Raw genomic sequence first — 16,568 nt, 5'->3', positions numbered from 1 at the left:
CCTTGCGAGAGGTAGATACGTGCAAGGGCTTCGGCAAGAGCCTGCCGGCTCCGGGGAGAGAAGACTGTCGTCAAAGCAGCGGAGTGACGTGGCCATGACCCGTGTCCAGGAAATCTATCCCGACGGCAAGATCGTGCTGCGCGAGGTCGGGCTGCGCGACGGCCTGCAACTCGTGAAGACGTTTCCGTCGACGGAAGCCAAGCAGCGCTGGATTCGGGACGAATACGTCGCCGGCGTGCGGCACTTCGAGGTCGGCTCGTTCCTGCCGGCAAAGACCTTTCCGCAATTCGTCGACGTCCGCGAGATCATTGCGACGGTGGCATCCTTGCCCGGCGCCTGTGGCATTGCGCTGACGCTGAACGAGCGCGGTGCCAACGAGGCGCTGGCCTCCGGCGTCGCCGAAGTGGCGACGGTGGTTTCGGCGACTGAGGAGCACAGCCAGGCCAACGCCAACCGCTCGCGCGACGCCGCCATCGCAAATGTCCGGCGACTCTGCGAGTTGCGCGATGCCAGCGCGCACAAGCCGGTGGTAAACGCCGCGATCTCGATGGCGCTGGGCTGTTCGATCGTGGGTGCGGTGGACCCGAAAGAAGTGCTGCGATTGACAGAAAAGCTGTTCGAGGCCGGCGTCGACATGGTCGCAATCGCCGATACGGTCGGCTATGCCGGGCCGAAGCAGGTCGGCGAACTCGTCGCCGGCGCGGTGAAGATTGCGGGCAACAAGCCGATCTGCATTCACCTGCACGACACGCGCGGCATGGGCATTGCCAATGCTTCCGCCGCGCTCGATGCCGGCGCGCGCGTGCTCGACGGATCGCTCGGCGGCCTCGGCGGCTGCCCGTTCGCGCCGGGCGCGACCGGCAATGTCGTGTTCGAGGATCTGGTGTTCCTGTGCGAGAGCAAGGGATTTGCCACCGGTATCGATATCGAGAAACTGATTTCGGTGCGCGAGATCCTGAAATCGGAAATGCCCGGCGAGGCGCTGTATGGCGGCCTCGCGCGGGCAGGCTTGCCGCGGGGGCGAGCGGAAGCGGCGTGAACTGACTTTCGTCATGGCCGGGCTTGTCCCGGCCATCCACGTCTTTCTTGCTGATGGTTCGCCAAGACGTGGATGCCCGGGACAAGCCCGGGCATGACGACCTCATTCGGTTCACCTTCCGAGGAAGCCTTTCAGGCGCAACTACAGCCGCGTCAGCCGCAGCCGCAACGCGTTGCCGACGACGCTGACCGATGACAGCGCCATCGCCGCCGCGGCGATGATCGGCGACAGCAGCAGGCCGAACGTCGGGTAGAGAATGCCGGCCGCAATCGGAATGCCGCCGGCATTGTAGATGAAGGCGAAGAACAGGTTCTGCCTTATGTTGCTCATCGTCGCTTGCGATAGGCGGCGGGCGCGGACGATGCCGATAAGGTCGCCCTTCAGCAGCGTGATCCCGGCGCTTTCCATCGCCACATCAGTGCCAGTGCCCATGGCGATGCCGACCTCAGCCGCGGCGAGCGCCGGCGCATCGTTGACGCCGTCGCCGGCCATCGCGACGATTTTTCCGGCCTTTTGCAGCTTTGCCACCACCGCGCTCTTCTGATCCGGCAACACCTCCGCTTCGACATCCGATATGCCGAGGTTTTTCGCGACGGCATTCGCCGTGGTCCGGTTGTCGCCGGTCAGCATGATGACCTTGATGCCGTCCGCCGCCAACGCCTTCAGCGCCTCCGGCGTCGACGCCTTGACCGGGTCGGCGATCGCGAACAGGCCGGCCAGCCTGCCATCGACGGCCATGTTGATCACGGTCGCGCCCTCGCCGCGCAAACGTTCGCCCTGGTCGTTCAGCGCCTGCGCGTCGATGCCGAGCGCTTTCAGGAAGTTCGCATTGCCAAGCACGATGGTCTTGCCGTCCACCTTGCCAGTGGCGCCCTTGCCGGTCGGCGAGTCGAATGCCTCGACCTTGCCGAGATCAAGCTTGCGTTCGCTGGCCGCGCGCACGATGGCGTCGGCCAGCGGATGCTCGCTGGCGCGTTCAACGGTCGCCGCCAGCCGCAGAATCTCGGTTTCATCGAAGCCGGCGCCGGGCACGATGGCCACCACCTTCGGCTTGCCCTCGGTCAGCGTTCCCGTCTTGTCGACGACCAGCGTATTGACCTTCTCCATGCGCTCGAGCGCTTCGGCGTTCTTGATCAGCACGCCGGCCTGCGCGCCGCGCCCGACGCCGACCATGATCGACATCGGCGTGGCAAGGCCGAGCGCGCAGGGGCAGGCGATGATGAGCACGCTGACGGCGGCGACGAGGCCGAATGCCATCCGCGGTTCGGGTCCGAAAAAGGCCCAGGCGCCGAACGCGACCAGCGCCACGACGATAACGATCGGCACGAACCAGCCGGACACCTGATCGGCCAGCCGCTGGATCGGCGCGCGGGAGCGCTGCGCGTCCGCCACCATCTTGACGATCTGGGAAAGCAGCGTGTCGCGCCCGACCTTTTCGGCGCGCATCACGAAGCCGCCGGATTGGTTCAGCGTGCCCGCGATGACCTTGCTGCCGACCTCCTTGGTAACAGGCATCGATTCGCCCGTGACCAGCGATTCATCGAGCGAGGACCGGCCCTCGAGGATGACGCCGTCGACCGGCACCTTCTCGCCCGGCCGCACGCGCAATCGGTCGCCGGCGGCAAGCGCGTCGATTTCGACCTCATGATCGGTGCCGTCGTCGCCGATCCGGCGCGCCGTCTTCGGTGCGAGCTGCAGCAGCGCCTTGATCGCACCTGAGGTCGCCTCGCGCGCGCGCAGCTCCAGCACCTGTCCCAGCAGCACCAGCACGGTGATCACGGCAGCGGCTTCGAAATAGACCGCTACCGCACCGCCATGGCTGCGGAAAGTGTCCGGGAAAATGCCGGGCGCAACCGTGCCGATGACGCTGTAGATGTAGGCGACGCCGGTGCCCATCGCGATCAGCGTGAACATGTTGAGATTGCGCGTCACCAGCGACTGCCAGCCGCGCACAAAGAACGGCCAGCCGGCCCAGAGCACGACGGGCGTGGCAAATGCAAATTGAATCCAGTTCGACAGGGCCTGATCGACCCAACCATGGCCGCCGACGAGATGGCCGCCCATTTCGAGCACAACCGCGGGCAGCGCCAGCACGAGGCCGATCCAGAACCGGCGCGTCATGTCGGCAAGTTCAGGATTGGGCGGCGCATCAAGGCTCGCGACCTCGGGCTCCAGCGCCATGCCGCAGATCGGGCAGCTTCCGGGCCCGACCTGGCGGATCTCCGGATGCATCGGGCAGGTGTAGATCGTGCCTTCCGGCACCGCAGGCTTCGGCCGCTTGTCCTTTTCCAGATAGGCGAGGGGATCGGCGGCAAACTTGGTACGGCAGCCGGCCGAGCAGAAATGGAAGATCTCGCCCTTGTAATCGAAACGATGCTTGCTGGTCGCGGGATCGACCGTCATGCCGCAGACGGGATCGCGCACGGTTACCGTGGTGTGGGCGTGGTGACCGTGATCATGGCCAGCATGGCGGTGGCCACCGCAGCAGCCGCTGTTCGACGCGCCGTTCCGCCCGGCGTTTTCATTCTTATTCATCGGTCGCTCCGCCACTTGAAACCTATACCCTGTAGGGGTATATAGGCTGCATGCGAAAAGACATCAAGGCATCTTGTCAGAAACGTCTCAGCCGGATCGAAGGGCAGGTTCGCGGTCTCTCAAAAATGGTTGAAGAGGATCGCTACTGCATCGATATCGTCACGCAGATTTCCGCCGTGCGGGCTGCGTTGCGCCGGGTCGAGGAGGAAGTGCTGCGCGATCACGTCGCGCATTGCGTCGAGCATGCAATCACCAGCGGCAACAAGACCGACCAGCGCGAGAAGATCGCCGAGCTGATGGCCGTGATCGGGCGCGCGGACCGGTAATCGCGGCTGAAAAACGGCGGCGTTGCCGATCGCCATGCCGCGGAGCCGTTGACGGTGAGATTGACGCCGGAGATTTTAGCGGCCATGCGTGGCGATATCCGACCCTCATGGTGAGGAGGCGCGTAGCGCCGTCTCGAACCACGAGGCCCCGCTGGTGCCATTCATCCTTCGAGACGGCGCTCCGCGCCTCCTCAGGATGGGGTCTGACAAATGTAGGCGCGCGGCGCTTTGCCCACTCCTCGGATTCGCGACTAAACCATCGTCTCCGGCATCCGCGGCTTCATGCGACGATCGGGCGGGCGGACGGCAACGTATTCGACCGCGAGATAATGTTCAGACACGGTTACACGCTCGATCATCGTGGCTTCGATCGTCACTTCCTCGCTCACTTCTTCAGCCGGAAGCGGCGCTTCTTGGTCAATCTCTTCAGGAACAAGCGGCGGCGACTTGACCTCTGGAAACACACCGAATTCGCCCGCTACCTCCGCGAGCGGCTTCTGCTTGTCGGCCCAGTGCAAGGCCGTGTAATCGAAGCCGTGCACGATGGTGGGTTTGACGATTTCGAAATAGGGCGAGATGTCGAAATCGCGCGGCATGTAGAGCGAGGAATCGCGAATATGCAGGATCTCGCGCCTGGCCTTTCGCGTGGCCGCGCGGGTGATCTTGGGCAGGATCGGGTAGCGCACGGCGTCGAACGCCTGCGCGATCAGGGCCGAGCAGATCATCTTGGTGGGATCGCCCGAGCCGAACGCGATCATGCGCCGCCGCCAGCGCTGCGGCACCGGCAGCGGGATCAGGTAGCGCATGAGGTCAACGATGTTCTTGGTGTCGTAGCCGAAGCCGATTCGGTTGATAGCGTAGCGGCACACGGTGGTGCGGTCCTCGTAGGACAGGCCGATCGGGCGGCAGAGCCGGGTGTGATAGGGAAAATATTTCGACAGCGGCGCCGAGGTGACGCCTTCGCCGATATTGGCCTCGATCAGCACATGCGGTTCGCCATCCGCCTCGCTGGCGCCGTCGATCGGGCCGACATAGAGCGCGGCGTGCGACCAGGTGGATTGCGTGAGATATTTGATGATGCCGGAAATGCGGTTGTTGCCCTCGACCAGCAGGACGTCGCCGGCGGCGATGACGCCGCGCAGGTGCTCGGGATCGCTGGGCGTAAACGGCTCGTAGCCCGGCACTTCCTTTTGCAGGTAGCCGGCAATCAACTGGCCGATGGTGTCGAGCATTACGCCCATGAAACTCCCCCAGAGCGGCTTTTCTTCCGCTTTTTTTGTTTCCTTATCATGGTCGCAAGCCGTTTCAATTTAGTTCATGCGGCAAAGGGATCAACGATGATTGATTTACCATGAGTGTTGCCGCTCGCCGTGAGATGCGGCACAGTTCGCGAGCTGTTCTCGGCTTCTTCAGGCCTCGGAAACCATGACATGACATTGACCCGCCGCACTTTTCTGTCGGCGTCCGCAGGCTTGGCGATGACTCCGGCTTTTTACGGGCAGCGCGCGGGAGCGGCGCCCTTGCCACGGGAAGCCGACATTGTCGTCATTGGCGCGGGTGCGGCCGGCATTGCTGCGGCGCGGCGCATCATGGCGGCGAACCGAAAAGTGATCGTGGTGGAGGCTGCGAGCCAGATCGGCGGGCGATGCCAGACCGACAGCTCGACCTTCGAGGTGCCGTTCGACCGCGGCGCGCGCTGGATGCACAACCCCGAGACAAATCCGATGATCAAGCTGGCGCGCGCCGCCGGCCTCGAGATCACGACCGCGCCTTCGGGGCAGAAGATCCGGATCGGCCGCCGCAATGCACGCGCCGGTGAAACCGAGGAATTTCTGGCCGCCGTGGTGCGCGCCAACCGCGCCATCGACGAAGCTGCGCGGCGGTTCGACGTCTCCTGCGCCTCGGTGCTGCCGAAGGATCTCGGCGATTGGGCCGGCACTGCTGAGTTCGTGCTCGGGGCGGGTTTCGCGGGCAAGGATCTGAAGGACCTCTCGGTCGGCGACAAGGCGCGCGCGCAGGACCGCAACACCGCGATCGGCTGCCGCGCCGGGCTCGGCACGCTGATCGCAAAGCTCGGCGAGCAGCTGCCGCTGTCGCTATCGACGCCGGCGGGGCGTATCGTCTGGAGCAACCGCGATGTCAGCGTCGAAACGCCCGCGGGGCGGATCGCCGCGCGCGCGGCCGTCATCACCGTGTCGACCAACGTCCTGACGGCGGGCAACATCAAGTTCGCACCCGATATTCCGAAGAGAATACTGGATGCCGCCTCGAAGCTTAGCCTCGGCAGCTATGACCGGATCGCGCTGCAGATGCCGGGCAATCCGTTCGGGCTTTCGCGCGACGACATCATCATCGAGAAGAGCGATTCGACAAGAACCGGGCTGATCTTCGCCAATATGGGCGGCTCGTCGCTGTGCACGATCGATGTCGGGGGCTCGTTCGGCCGCGATCTGTCCGCGCAGGGCGAGAAGGCCATGGTGGCGTTCGCCGTGGAATGGCTGACGAAACTGTTCGGCAGCGAGGCGGCCGCTGCGGTAAAGAAATCGAGCGCGACGCGCTGGAACGCGGCGCCGTTCGCGCTTGGGGCGATGTCGGCGGCCGGTGCCGGCGCGCAATCCTCGCGAAAGGTCCTGAGCGAGCCGTTTGGCTGCCTCTATCTCGCCGGTGAGGCCACCCATGAAACGCTGTGGGGGACGATCGACGGCGCCTGGGAGAGCGGCGAGCGCGCCGCGGAGGCAGCGCTACGGCGGATCGGCGCGTTGAAGGAGCCGGAGCCGGAGCCGCGGCCGACGAAGCAGCGGCGGCGTGGGGCGGGATCCCCGATCAACTGACGGCGCACCATCAACGCAGCACGCCATCCAGCGCCGGCAATCCAAAGATCACGGCCGCGGCAATCAGCGCATAGCAGATCGCGCGGAACACGGTTTCGCTGGCCTTGCCGAACAGCGAAGCGCCGAACCAGACGCCGCAGGCATAGACCGGGCCGATCACGAGCGCGAACTTGATGGCGTCAAGCGTAATCAATCCGGTCGCGGCATAGCTGACGGCAGAGAAGAAGTCCGATGCGCCGAAGAACAGCACGATATTGGCGCGAGCAATGACAGATGGAATCGGGCGGCCGAGCCAGTAGCCGACAATCGGCGGCCCGCCGGTCTGGGCGAGGCCGCTGCAAAAGCCCGAGAGCCCACCGATGCCGACTGCAATCGACGCATGGTCCTTGCCGCGGTAGCGCCAGCCGGAGAGCAGAAGCAGCAGCAGCGCGAACACGAAAACGGAAATGATCCAGCGGGTCGTTACCGGCTCGAGGCGGCTGAGCAAGTAGGTCCCGATCGGCACGCCGATCAGCGCGCCGGCTACGATGATCGCAGTTGCCTTGCGATCGGCCTTTTGCCACGCATTCGGCAAGAGCGGCGCGGCGGCGACGAAATCGATAATCAACAGCAGCGCGGCGACCAGACGAGGGGCGGCCATGCTGCTCGCCAGCGGCATGAAGATCAGCGCCGAGCCGAAGCCGGAAAAACCCCGCGCCGTTCCGGAGATGAAGGCGACCGTGCAGATCGCGATCGCTGCGTTTAGGCTGACGTCAGCGGGAATGAGCTGACTCATCCCCGCAAGCTGCCACCGGTCTTCTTCGTCACCTCGGCCACGATCTTCGCGGCGACCGCGTCGATCTCCTGGTCGGTCAGGGTCTTCTCGCGCGGCTGGATCATCACGGCGATCGCGATCGACTTCTTGTCGGGATCGATGCCCTTGCCTTCATAGACGTCGAACACGGAGACGTCCGTGATCAGCTTCTTGTCGACGCTCTGAGCGGCGCGGACGATGTCGCCGGCCTTGACGCTGCGATCGACGATGAAGGCGAAGTCGCGCGACACCGGCTGGAACGCAGAGAGCTCGAGCAGCGGCTTGGCGCGGGTCGGCTTCTTCTTGGCATCGGGAATGCGGTCGAGGATCACCTCGAATGCCACCAACGGGCCGTCGGCGCCGAGCGCCTCCAGCGCACGCGGATGCAATTCGCCGAAATAGCCGAGCACATTCTGCGGGCCGATCTGGATGGTGCCGGAGCGTCCCGGATGCAGCCAGCTCGCACCGCCTGATACGATCTGCAACGCCTGCATTGGCGCGCCGGCGGCAGCGAGCACCGCGAACGCATCGGCCTTGGCATCGAGCGCGTCGGTCATGGCGGAGCCGGACCAGTGCCGGCCCATGCCCTTCGAAGACGCAAACCCGTGGCGCACGCCCGCGGCGGCAATCAGTTGGTCTCCCGGCCTGTCGCCTGCAAAGACCTGCCCGACCTCGAACAGTGCCAGATCCGGAACGCCACGATTGATGTTTGCCTGCGCTGCCGTGACGAGGCCGGGGAGCAGGCTTGGCCGCATATCGGACATATCAGCCGCGATCGGATTGGCCAGCGCCAATTCGGGATGGCCGCGGCGGTTAGCGAGCGCATGGTCAGGCAAAGCTTTGGGCGGATCGCGATCGAACATCTCAGCATGCGGTTTGGAAATGAACGACCAGGTCACGGCCTCGACCATGCCGCGCGCCGCCAGCGCGCGCTTGGCGCGGCGGGTGCGGTTCTGCATCGCGGTCAGCACCGGTTTGCGGGCATCCTCGCCGCGCTCGAACGGCGTCTCCGGCACCTTGTCGACGCCGACGATGCGCACGATCTCCTCGACGATGTCGGCCTTGCCGTGCACGTCGGTGCGCCAGGAGGGAACGGCGACCTTCACCACCGGACCATTGCCGGCGACCATGAAGCCGAGATGGCCGAGGATGCGCCGCATCTCGACCAGGGGCACCTCTATGCCGGCGAGGCGCTTCACCTCGGTCAGCGGGAAATCGATGATGCGGTCTTCGCCGAAGGCGTTGCCGACGACGACGGTCTCCGACGGCGCGCCGCCGCAAAACTCCATCACCATCTTGGTCGCAAGCTCCAGCCCCGGCACCATGAAGGCTGGATCGACACCGCGCTCGAAGCGGTAGCGCGCATCCGAATTGATGCCGAGCTTGCGCCCGGTCTGCGCGATGTTGATTTCGTTCCACAGCGCCGATTCGATCAGCACGTCGGTCGTGTTCTCGTCGCAGCCGGAGGTCTCGCCGCCCATGATGCCGGCGAGCGATTCGACGCCGTGCTCGTCCGCAATCACGCAGATCGAGGGATCGAGCGTGTAGGTGCGGCCGTCGAGCGCCAGCAGGCTCTCGCCTTCTTTCGCGCGGCGAACGGTGAGATGGCCCGTTACCTTCTTCGCATCGAACACGTGGAGCGGCCGGGCGCGGTCGTAGGTCATGAAGTTGGTGATATCGACCAGCGCATTGATCGGCCGCAGCCCGATCGAGGTCAGCCGCTTCTGCAGCCATTCTGGTGACGGACCGTTCTTGACGCCGCGCACCAGCCGCAGCGCGAAGCCGGGGCAGAGCGTCGCGTCTTCCACCGCGACCTTCACCGGGCAGGGGAATTCGCCCTTGATCGGCTTGATCCCTGGATCGATCAGCTTGCCCATGTCGGCGGCGGAGAGGTCGCGGGCGATGCCGTGCACACCGGTGCAGTCCTGCCGGTTCGGCGTCAGGTTGATTTCGATCACGGGATCGCCGAGGCCGGCCCAGGCGGCGTAGGGTTTGCCGATCGGCGCGTCCGCCGGCAGCTCCATGATGCCGTCATGGTCCTCGGAAATCTGCAGCTCGGCCGCCGAGCAGAGCATGCCGCGGCTCTCGACGCCCCTGATGGTGCCGACGCCGAGCGTGATGTTCTTGCCGGGGATGAAGGTCCCCGGCGGCGAGAACACGCTGATAAGCCCGGCGCGGGCATTCGGCGCGCCGCAGACCACCTGTACGGGGGCGCCGCCATCTCCGGTATCGACCAGGCACACGCGCAGGCGATCGGCATTCGGATGCTGCTCGGCGGAAATCACCCGCGCGATCGAAAACGGCGCAAGCGCCTTCGCCTTGTCCTCGATGCTCTCGACCTCGAGCCCGATCATGGTCAGCTTGTCCGCAAGCTTTTCCAAGGGCTCGTCGGTGTCGAGATGTTCCTTCAGCCAGGAGAGCGTGAATTTCATGACGATGGTTTCTCTTGTTCCCTCTCCCGCTCGCGGGGGAGGGCCAGGGTGGGGGCTCTCTCCGCAACGGCAGCGGCGATTGTCTCAAGGACGCCTTCGCGATTTTTCATCACATCGAGATTGCTGAAACGAAGAACCCTGAAGCCTTGGGCTTCGATTATCGCCGAGCGGACAGTATCGGCCTGCTCGGCTTGATCGGAAAAATGCTGGCCGCCATCGAGTTCGATCACCAGCTTTGCGGCGTGACAGACGAAGTCGGCGATGTAGTTCTTAATGGGGACTTGGCGGCGGAAGCTGGCGCCGTTCAGGCGATGACCGCGGAGCTCTGACCAGAGAATTCTTTCTGCATCCGTCGAGTTCTTTCGAAGCGCGCGTGCATTGGTGCGCAGCCTGTCGGAAACCTTCCAGTCAGGATGTTCCGGATCGACCATTGATACCTCCGATGCGGAGAGACCCCCACCCCAACCCTCCCCCGCAAGCGGGAGAGGGAGTTCGAGCCGTCGAGCCGTGAGGGTAAGCGTATCCTCGTGGAATCCTGCAAGGCTACCGTGAGCAACTGTGGTAGCCGCGAGCGCGGTCCGTTCCCTCTCCCGCTTGCGGGGGAGGGTTAGGGTGGGGGCTCTCTCCGCAACGGCGGTCTCGACGAGGCTCACGTGCTCAATCCCCCGGCGAGCGTCGGGACGTCGAGCGGCTTGAAGCCGTAGTGATTGAGCCAGCGCACGTCGTTCTCGAACAATTGCCGCAAGTCGGCGATGCCGTATTTCAGCATCGCGATGCGGTCGAGGCCCATGCCCCAGGCAAAGCCCTGGTAGACGTCGGGATCGATATCGCAGGCGCGCAGCACGTTCGGATGCACCATGCCGCAGCCGAGAATTTCGAGCCAGTCCTCGCCCTCGCCGAAACGGATCTCGCCCTTGTCGCGGCGACACTGGATGTCGACCTCGAGCGAGGGCTCGGTGAACGGGAAGAACGACGGCCGGAACCGCATGTTGATGTGCTCGACCTCGAAGAACGCCTTGCAGAACTCGTGCAGGATCCATTTGAGGTGGCCGAGATGCGAGCCCTTGTCGATGACGAGGCCCTCGACCTGATGGAACTGCGGCGTATGGGTTGCGTCGGAATCGATGCGATAGGTGCGGCCCGGGCACACCACGCGGATCGGCGGCTTTTGGCTCAGCATCGTGCGCACCTGCACCGGCGAGGTATGCGTGCGCAACAGCATGCGCGAACCGTCTTCCTTCGGGTTGAAGAAAAACGTGTCGTGCATTTCCCGCGCCGGGTGGCCTTCCGGGAAATTCAGCTTGGTGAAGTTGTAGTCGTCGGTCTCGATGTCAGGACCTTCGGCGATCGCAAATCCCATGTCGGCGAAGATCGTGTTGACCTCCTCGAAGACCTGGCTCAGCGGATGGATACGGCCAGTCTCTGCGGGCGCCTCACGCAGCGGTAGCGTGACGTCGATGGTCTCGGAAGCGAGACGGGCATCGAGCGCGGCGGACTTGAGAATATCGCGCCGGGCGGCGAGCGCCTGGGTCACGTTGTCCTTGGCCAGATTGATGGCAGCGCCCTGCGTCTTGCGCTCGTCCGGCGACATCTTGCCGAGGGTCGCGAGCAGCGCGGAGATCGAGCCCTTCTTGCCGAGCGCGGCGACGCGAACGGCTTCCAGCGCCGCTTCGTCGCCGGCGCCGGCGATCTGCTCGAGGATGGATTTTTCAAGCGTTGCGAGGTCGGACATGGACGAGCACCTTTGGAGATCGCGTGCTCGCAAGTCCGCACGGGACTGTGTCACCCGCCGCAGCGGATGATTCCAGTAACCCCGGAGGCAATATGTAGGTCGGTGGTTACTGGATGCCCCGCCCCCGGTGCGCAATTGCGCACAAGGCGGGGCATGACACCGGATTGCAAGACGCCGTAGCGACGATGGATCAGGCCGCGAGCGCGGCCTTGGCCTTCTCGGCGATCGCCTGGAACGCCGCCGGCTCGTTGATGGCGAGATCCGACAGCACCTTGCGGTCCACCGTGATGCCCGACTTCGACAGGCCGTTGATGAAGACGCTGTAGGTCATGCCGAACGGGCGCACGGCTGCGTTCAGGCGCTGGATCCACAGCGCGCGGAAGGTGCGCTTCTTGCGCTTGCGGTCGCGGAACGCATACTGGCCGGCCTTCTCGACGGCCTGCTTGGCGATGCGGATCGTGTTCTTGCGGCGGCCGTAATAACCCTTGGCGGCCTTGTAGACTTTCTTGTGCTTGGCGTGGGCGGTCACACCGCGTTTGACGCGAGACATGACTTAAATCCTTGATCAGATGAAGTGACGGAAGCGCCGCGCGGGCGCGGCTCGGCTGTGATGGGCGGAAACGCGCGGTTTTACGCGTTCGGCAAGAAGTACTTCTTGACGTTGTCGCCGTCGGTCTTGAACAGCACGCGGGTGCCGCGGAGCTGACGGATCTGCTTCTTCGTCCGCTTGATCATGCCGTGGCGCTTGCCGCGCTGGGCGTGCATCACTTTGCCGGTGGCAGTCACCTTGAAGCGCTTTTTGGCGCCTGACTTGGTCTTCAGCTTGGGCATTTGGCTCTCCTATGGCCGCAGAAAAACGCGCCCCGAGGGGCGCTTCTGCCGGCTAAAATGCTCGTTAGAGCGTTGAAAGTGCTCAGGTTTTCCTCAAGCTTCGAGGCAACCCGCACGGACATCGACACGGCAGCCCTTGATCAGCCGGGCGATGAAGGTCGGGCTTATGGCAGAGGATGCGCCAAATGGCAATGATGAACCGGCGAAAGCGCTCCAGCTACCTACCCGTGATGTCATTAACATCCCGGCCCGGAGCAGGAACAATGACCCATTTTCGGCGATCGATTGCCAGTTTTCGAGCTTCTACCGGCGTTCGCACCGCGCGCTGGTTTCCCGTTTTCGCCGTGCTGGTTGCCGTGGCGGCCCCTGTTACCGCCGAAGCCGCGCCGAGGGGAGCCAGGGTACTCCGCGCCTATGATGGCATCTGGAACGTTGTCTTCGCCACCACGCGGGGCAATTGCAGTTCAGGCCTCAGCGTTCCCTTCACTGTCATCGGCGGCCGGGTTTCATCGGCCGGCGGCGGCAGGGTTTCGGGATCGGTCAGTCGCGCCGGTATGGTTGCCGTCAGGGTTTCGGTCGGGGCATCCCACGCCAGCGGCGGCGGCCGGCTTGTTGGCAGCTACGGCGCAGGCTCGTGGCGCGGCCTCATCACCGGTGACTACTGCAGCGGCACCTGGCAGGCGACGCGGAGCTGAGCGCTCACTGGCGTCGTCCCTGCGAACGCAGGGACCCATGCGCCGTGCTCTCCCATCCGGGCAGGATGGGAGACGCTTTTTGCTAGCAATAACCTTCGGTGGTTATGGGTCCCCGCGTTCGCGGGGACGACGAGTGGGCTGCGACGCAGATCAACGCGGCGCCAGCACCATCACGACCTGGCGTCCCTCGAACTTGGCATCCTGCTCGACCTTGGCGATTTCGGCGACATCCGCCTTCACCTTGTCCAATAGCTTGGTGCCGATCTCCTGATGCGCCATCTCACGGCCGCGGTAGCGCAAGGTGATCTTGACCTTGTCGCCTTCCTCGAAGAACCGCTGCATCGCTCGCATCTTCACGTCATAGTCGTGATCGTCGATCATCGGCCGCAGCTTGATCTCCTTGATCTCGACGATCTTCTGCTTCTTGCGCGCCTCGGCGGCTTTCTTCTGCGCCGAATACTTGAACTTCCCGTAGTCCATAATCTTGCAAACGGGAGGATTGTTGTTCGGCGAAATCTCGACGAGATCCATGCCCGCCTCAAGGGCCATCTTGATGGCGACCACGGTCTCGATCGTTCCGTGGTTGATGCCATTCTGATCGATCAGCTGGATCTGCGCGTTGCGGATATCATCATTGGTGCGCGGCCCGTCTTTGGTTGCAGCGGGCGGGGCTCTGTTGGGACGGCGAATGGGTAGTTCTCCAAAGTTGTGAAAGGAAGGCGCGTAGTTTGAAGCAATACGCTGATAACAGCAAGCGAACTCACTGACATCTGCGCCCGAAAACCGTCAAATGCGAGGCGTTTCGGTTACGTCCGGCAAATATAGCGCGGCCGCCCGATCCGCAAGCGCCGGGCCGCCGCGCTTGACCGGTGAAGCGGCCTCGCCGACAAAAGCAGCCGATAAGGGTGAGCTATCCATGACCAATTCCGCTGATATCGACCAGGAACCGGCCTTTATTGAGGTCGGAGAGGGCGAGGGGCGCCGCGGGATCGCGGTACGCGCCCGCCCGGGCAGCTCGCCGGGGCTGTTCTGGCTCGGCGGCTTCAATTCCGACATGCGGGGCACCAAGGCCCTGGCGCTGGATGCCTTCGCCGGGGAACGTGGCCGCGCCTGTATTAGGTTCGATTATTCCGGCCACGGCGAATCAGGCGGCGCCTTCATCGACGGCACGATCGGCCGCTGGCTGGAAGAGGCCGTTGCGGTCTTCGAGCAGTTCGCGAAGGGCCCGCAGGTCGTGATCGGCTCGTCGATGGGCGGCTGGATGGCGCTGCTGCTCGCGCGGGAAATCGCCAAGCGGCAGATGGCCGCATCGCTTGCCGGCCTCGTGCTGATCGCGCCGGCGCCCGACTTCACCGAGCAATTGATGTGGAACAGCTTCTCCGACGAGATCCGCGAGGAGATCAGGACCAAGGGCGTGTGGATGCGCCCCTCCGAATATGGCGACGGCACGCCCTACCCGATCACCCGCGCGCTGATCGAGGAGGGGCGCAATCATTTGCTGCTCGGCAGTGCCATCGAGGTCGGCTGCCCGGTCCGCATCCTGCAGGGCGCGCAGGACCCCGACGTGCCCTGGCAGCACGCCTTTGCGCTGGCGCACCGGCTGCCCGCCGAAGATGTCGTGCTGACCATGATCCAGGACGGCGACCACCGCCTGTCGCGCCCGCAGGACATCGCGCGCATTATGGCCGCCGTCGCGGAGATGGGGTGAATTATTGCCTCGCTGGCGCTGTCATCGTCCGCGAAGGCGAAGGCGGACGATCCAGTACGCCGCGGCCTATCGATTGAAGTCGCTTTCTCTGGGATACTGGATGCCCCGCCTTCGCGGGGCATGACATCCGGGGAGGGAGACAAAAACAATGAACCCATCCACCATGCTCCGCGCCTTCTGCGACGCCGTCGAGCAGCGTAACGGAAAAGCATTCGCGGATCTCTTCACCGAGGACGGCGTCTATCACGACGTGTTCTACGGCGCGTTCGAAGGCCGCGCGAAAATCGCCGAGATGATCGACGACTGGTTCTACCGCACGGCCACCGATTTTCGCTGGGACATGCACGATCCCGTCAGCAACGGCGAGACGCTCTACGCGCGCTACACTTTCAGCTACCGGTCGACGCTGCCGGAAGCGAACGGCGGGCGGGCGATGTTCGAGGGCGTCGCGATCATGCACCTGCATGGGCGGCAAGATCGCGGAGTACCACGAGGTCGCCAATACCGCGCCGGCGTTTGTCGATCTGAAGTTCGCGCCGGAGCGGATCGCGAAGATCGTCGCGAAGCAGGGCGCAGCGCTAAAGGCGCGGCCGGAGATGAAGCGGCATTTGGTGGAGTGACAACGCACGCTCTGGCCGTCATCGTCCGCGAAGGCGGACGATCCAGTACGCCGTGACGCCTCGATCTATTCTCTAAGGCCTCTGGAATACTGGATGCCCCGCCCTTCGCGGGGCATGACGGGATTGAGCTACGGCGGCGGCACGTTCGTCATCGGCTTGCGCTGCGCCAGCGCCGCGACCGTCGATGTTCCGATCGGGCCCTGTTCGTCGTAGAGCCAGCATTCGCCGATCGCGACGCCGTCTGACGCGTGATGGTTGACCACCTCGAAGCCGATCCAGGGCGTCACGGGCAGGCGGTGCAGGTACAGCGTGACGTCGCTGTTGATGTAGCCGAGGCCCTGGTCGCCGGCATTGGCGAAGGGGCTGGCGAAATCCGCGCCGGTCGCGACGTGAACGAAGGGCGACATCGGCACGCCCTCGACGAGCTCGCGCACCTCGCTCATCCATAGCCGCCGCGGCCCGAGCGAGCCCATCTGGCCGACGATCGGCCGCGTGGTCCATTTGCCGTTCATGCCGAGGCGGGGATCGGTGGGCTTTGGAATATCCGCCGGTTTCGGCGCGTCCCAGTTCGGGGGTGACCAGACATTGCCCGGCGCGTTTTCCGTCTTGCGCAATAACTGGCAGGAGGCGCGCGCCATGCTGGTGCCGCCACTGAAGAACTCGGCCTCCACCACCTTGATGCGCAGCCCGTCGCGGACGAGTTTTGTCTTAACCTCGATCGGCGTCGTGATGTTTGGCAGACGAAACATGTCGACGGTAAGTCGCGCCGGCACGAACTCGTCGGAGCCGTGGCGCTGCTCGATCACATGGGCGAGCAGGCCGATGACGACGCGGCCGTGCAGGGAATTGGCGTCCCACGGGCCGTTCGAAACCGGCGTGGGCATGAAGGTGCCGGTATCGCGATTATGCGTGAAGAAAGGCTGGTTTTTTGTCATGGCTGGCGACCATGACGGATTTCGTCTCACCTGTCATCGTCCGCCTTGTGCGCAATTGCGCACTGGAGCGGACTATCCAGTACGCTGGGAC

The 16,568-nt window shown here is 64.3% G+C and carries 15 protein-coding genes and 1 pseudogene; 6 read left to right on the top strand and 10 right to left on the bottom strand.

All coding sequences use genetic code 11. The annotated features are described in order from the left end of the window. Positions 1-94: 94 nt before the first annotated feature. The gene (locus tag QA643_RS00740) at positions 95-1,039 is read left to right on the top strand and encodes a hydroxymethylglutaryl-CoA lyase (protein ID WP_283031307.1); all 945 of its coding nucleotides are present in this window, start codon (positions 95-97) and stop codon (positions 1,037-1,039) included. Between the two features lie 141 nt (positions 1,040-1,180). On the opposite strand, the gene QA643_RS00735 is transcribed toward QA643_RS00740, so the two are convergent. Further along, entirely contained in the window at positions 1,181-3,574 is a 2,394-nt protein-coding gene (locus tag QA643_RS00735; RefSeq protein WP_283031306.1) for a heavy metal translocating P-type ATPase, read from the bottom strand. Positions 3,575-3,624: 50 nt separating this feature from the next. Between QA643_RS00735 and QA643_RS00730 the strand changes: the two genes are divergently transcribed. Beyond that, a complete protein-coding gene (locus QA643_RS00730; protein WP_283031305.1) occupies positions 3,625-3,900 on the top strand; it encodes a metal-sensitive transcriptional regulator in 276 nt (91 codons plus the stop codon). A 251-nt stretch (positions 3,901-4,151) separates the two neighbouring features. On the opposite strand, the gene QA643_RS00725 is transcribed toward QA643_RS00730, so the two are convergent. Further along, a complete protein-coding gene (locus QA643_RS00725; protein ID WP_283031304.1) occupies positions 4,152-5,141 on the bottom strand; it encodes a YiiX/YebB-like N1pC/P60 family cysteine hydrolase in 990 nt (329 codons plus the stop codon). A gap of 189 nt (positions 5,142-5,330) precedes the next feature. Between QA643_RS00725 and QA643_RS00720 the strand changes: the two genes are divergently transcribed. Continuing rightward, entirely contained in the window at positions 5,331-6,731 is a 1,401-nt protein-coding gene (locus tag QA643_RS00720) for an FAD-dependent oxidoreductase (protein ID WP_283031303.1), read from the top strand. A 10-nt stretch (positions 6,732-6,741) separates the two neighbouring features. Here the strand turns inward: QA643_RS00720 and QA643_RS00715 are convergent, their stop codons facing one another. The 6 genes from QA643_RS00715 to rpmI form a co-directional block, all read right to left on the bottom strand. Further along, positions 6,742-7,506, bottom strand: coding sequence for a sulfite exporter TauE/SafE family protein (locus QA643_RS00715; RefSeq protein ID WP_283031302.1), 765 nt, complete (start codon positions 7,504-7,506; stop codon positions 6,742-6,744). Continuing rightward, on the bottom strand, positions 7,503-9,956 hold the full coding sequence (pheT, locus tag QA643_RS00710) for a phenylalanine--tRNA ligase subunit beta (protein ID WP_283031301.1): 2,454 nt from the start codon (positions 9,954-9,956) through the stop codon (positions 7,503-7,505). Before pheT ends, QA643_RS00715 begins: the two co-directional genes overlap by 4 nt. Continuing rightward, the gene (locus tag QA643_RS00705; protein ID WP_283031300.1) at positions 9,953-10,387 is read right to left on the bottom strand and encodes an endonuclease domain-containing protein; all 435 of its coding nucleotides are present in this window, start codon (positions 10,385-10,387) and stop codon (positions 9,953-9,955) included. The genes pheT and QA643_RS00705 overlap by 4 nt, the downstream gene beginning before the upstream one ends. Before the next feature lie 218 nt (positions 10,388-10,605). Next, positions 10,606-11,688, bottom strand: a complete 1,083-nt coding sequence (pheS, locus tag QA643_RS00700) for a phenylalanine--tRNA ligase subunit alpha (protein WP_283031299.1) — start codon at positions 11,686-11,688, stop codon at positions 10,606-10,608. Between the two features lie 190 nt (positions 11,689-11,878). Further along, positions 11,879-12,238: a 50S ribosomal protein L20 gene (rplT, locus tag QA643_RS00695; RefSeq protein ID WP_171712761.1), complete on the bottom strand. Its 360-nt coding sequence runs from the start codon at positions 12,236-12,238 to the stop codon at positions 11,879-11,881. A gap of 80 nt (positions 12,239-12,318) precedes the next feature. Continuing rightward, a complete protein-coding gene (gene rpmI / locus QA643_RS00690) occupies positions 12,319-12,519 on the bottom strand; it encodes a 50S ribosomal protein L35 (protein WP_008539890.1) in 201 nt (66 codons plus the stop codon). Positions 12,520-12,782: 263 nt separating this feature from the next. Between rpmI and QA643_RS00685 the strand changes: the two genes are divergently transcribed. Next, a complete protein-coding gene (locus tag QA643_RS00685) occupies positions 12,783-13,214 on the top strand; it encodes a hypothetical protein (protein ID WP_283031298.1) in 432 nt (143 codons plus the stop codon). 150 nt (positions 13,215-13,364) lie between these two features. On the opposite strand, the gene infC is transcribed toward QA643_RS00685, so the two are convergent. Beyond that, positions 13,365-13,904 (bottom strand): translation initiation factor IF-3, encoded by a 540-nt coding sequence (gene infC, locus QA643_RS00680; RefSeq protein ID WP_283035077.1) that lies wholly within the window; start codon positions 13,902-13,904, stop codon positions 13,365-13,367. Positions 13,905-14,130: 226 nt separating this feature from the next. On the opposite strand from infC, the gene QA643_RS00675 reads away from it, so the two are divergent. Together QA643_RS00675 and QA643_RS00670 are read left to right on the top strand one after the other, a co-directional pair. Further along, entirely contained in the window at positions 14,131-14,922 is a 792-nt protein-coding gene (locus tag QA643_RS00675; RefSeq protein WP_283031297.1) for an alpha/beta hydrolase, read from the top strand. A 148-nt stretch (positions 14,923-15,070) separates the two neighbouring features. After that, positions 15,071-15,542 (top strand): annotated as a pseudogene (locus QA643_RS00670) (nuclear transport factor 2 family protein). Positions 15,543-15,670: 128 nt separating this feature from the next. On the opposite strand, the gene QA643_RS00665 reads toward QA643_RS00670, so the two are convergent. Further along, positions 15,671-16,477, bottom strand: a complete 807-nt coding sequence (locus QA643_RS00665) for an acyl-CoA thioesterase domain-containing protein (protein ID WP_283031296.1) — start codon at positions 16,475-16,477, stop codon at positions 15,671-15,673. Positions 16,478-16,568: the final 91 nt, after the last annotated feature.

It is taken from the genome of Bradyrhizobium sp. CB3481, assembly GCF_029714305.1.
Classification (GTDB): Bacteria; Pseudomonadota; Alphaproteobacteria; order Rhizobiales; family Xanthobacteraceae; genus Bradyrhizobium.
This window is presented reverse-complemented; position numbering and strand designations above follow the sequence as displayed.

What these genes read in the sequence shown, in the direction of transcription:
- QA643_RS00740 (WP_283031307.1), top strand. Translation starts at nt 95, where the DNA reads ATGACCCGTGTCCAGGAAATCTATCCCGACGGCAAGATCGTGCTGCGC.
- QA643_RS00735 (WP_283031306.1), bottom strand. Translation starts at nt 3,574, where the DNA reads ATGAATAAGAATGAAAACGCCGGGCGGAACGGCGCGTCGAACAGCGGC.
- QA643_RS00730 (WP_283031305.1), top strand. Translation starts at nt 3,625, where the DNA reads ATGCGAAAAGACATCAAGGCATCTTGTCAGAAACGTCTCAGCCGGATC.
- QA643_RS00725 (WP_283031304.1), bottom strand. Translation starts at nt 5,141, where the DNA reads ATGGGCGTAATGCTCGACACCATCGGCCAGTTGATTGCCGGCTACCTG.
- QA643_RS00720 (WP_283031303.1), top strand. Translation starts at nt 5,331, where the DNA reads ATGACATTGACCCGCCGCACTTTTCTGTCGGCGTCCGCAGGCTTGGCG.
- QA643_RS00715 (WP_283031302.1), bottom strand. Translation starts at nt 7,506, where the DNA reads ATGAGTCAGCTCATTCCCGCTGACGTCAGCCTAAACGCAGCGATCGCG.
- pheT (WP_283031301.1), bottom strand. Translation starts at nt 9,956, where the DNA reads ATGAAATTCACGCTCTCCTGGCTGAAGGAACATCTCGACACCGACGAG.
- QA643_RS00705 (WP_283031300.1), bottom strand. Translation starts at nt 10,387, where the DNA reads ATGGTCGATCCGGAACATCCTGACTGGAAGGTTTCCGACAGGCTGCGC.
- pheS (WP_283031299.1), bottom strand. Translation starts at nt 11,688, where the DNA reads ATGTCCGACCTCGCAACGCTTGAAAAATCCATCCTCGAGCAGATCGCC.
- rplT (WP_171712761.1), bottom strand. Translation starts at nt 12,238, where the DNA reads ATGTCTCGCGTCAAACGCGGTGTGACCGCCCACGCCAAGCACAAGAAA.
- rpmI (WP_008539890.1), bottom strand. Translation starts at nt 12,519, where the DNA reads ATGCCCAAGCTGAAGACCAAGTCAGGCGCCAAAAAGCGCTTCAAGGTG.
- QA643_RS00685 (WP_283031298.1), top strand. Translation starts at nt 12,783, where the DNA reads ATGACCCATTTTCGGCGATCGATTGCCAGTTTTCGAGCTTCTACCGGC.
- QA643_RS00675 (WP_283031297.1), top strand. Translation starts at nt 14,131, where the DNA reads ATGACCAATTCCGCTGATATCGACCAGGAACCGGCCTTTATTGAGGTC.
- QA643_RS00665 (WP_283031296.1), bottom strand. Translation starts at nt 16,477, where the DNA reads ATGACAAAAAACCAGCCTTTCTTCACGCATAATCGCGATACCGGCACC.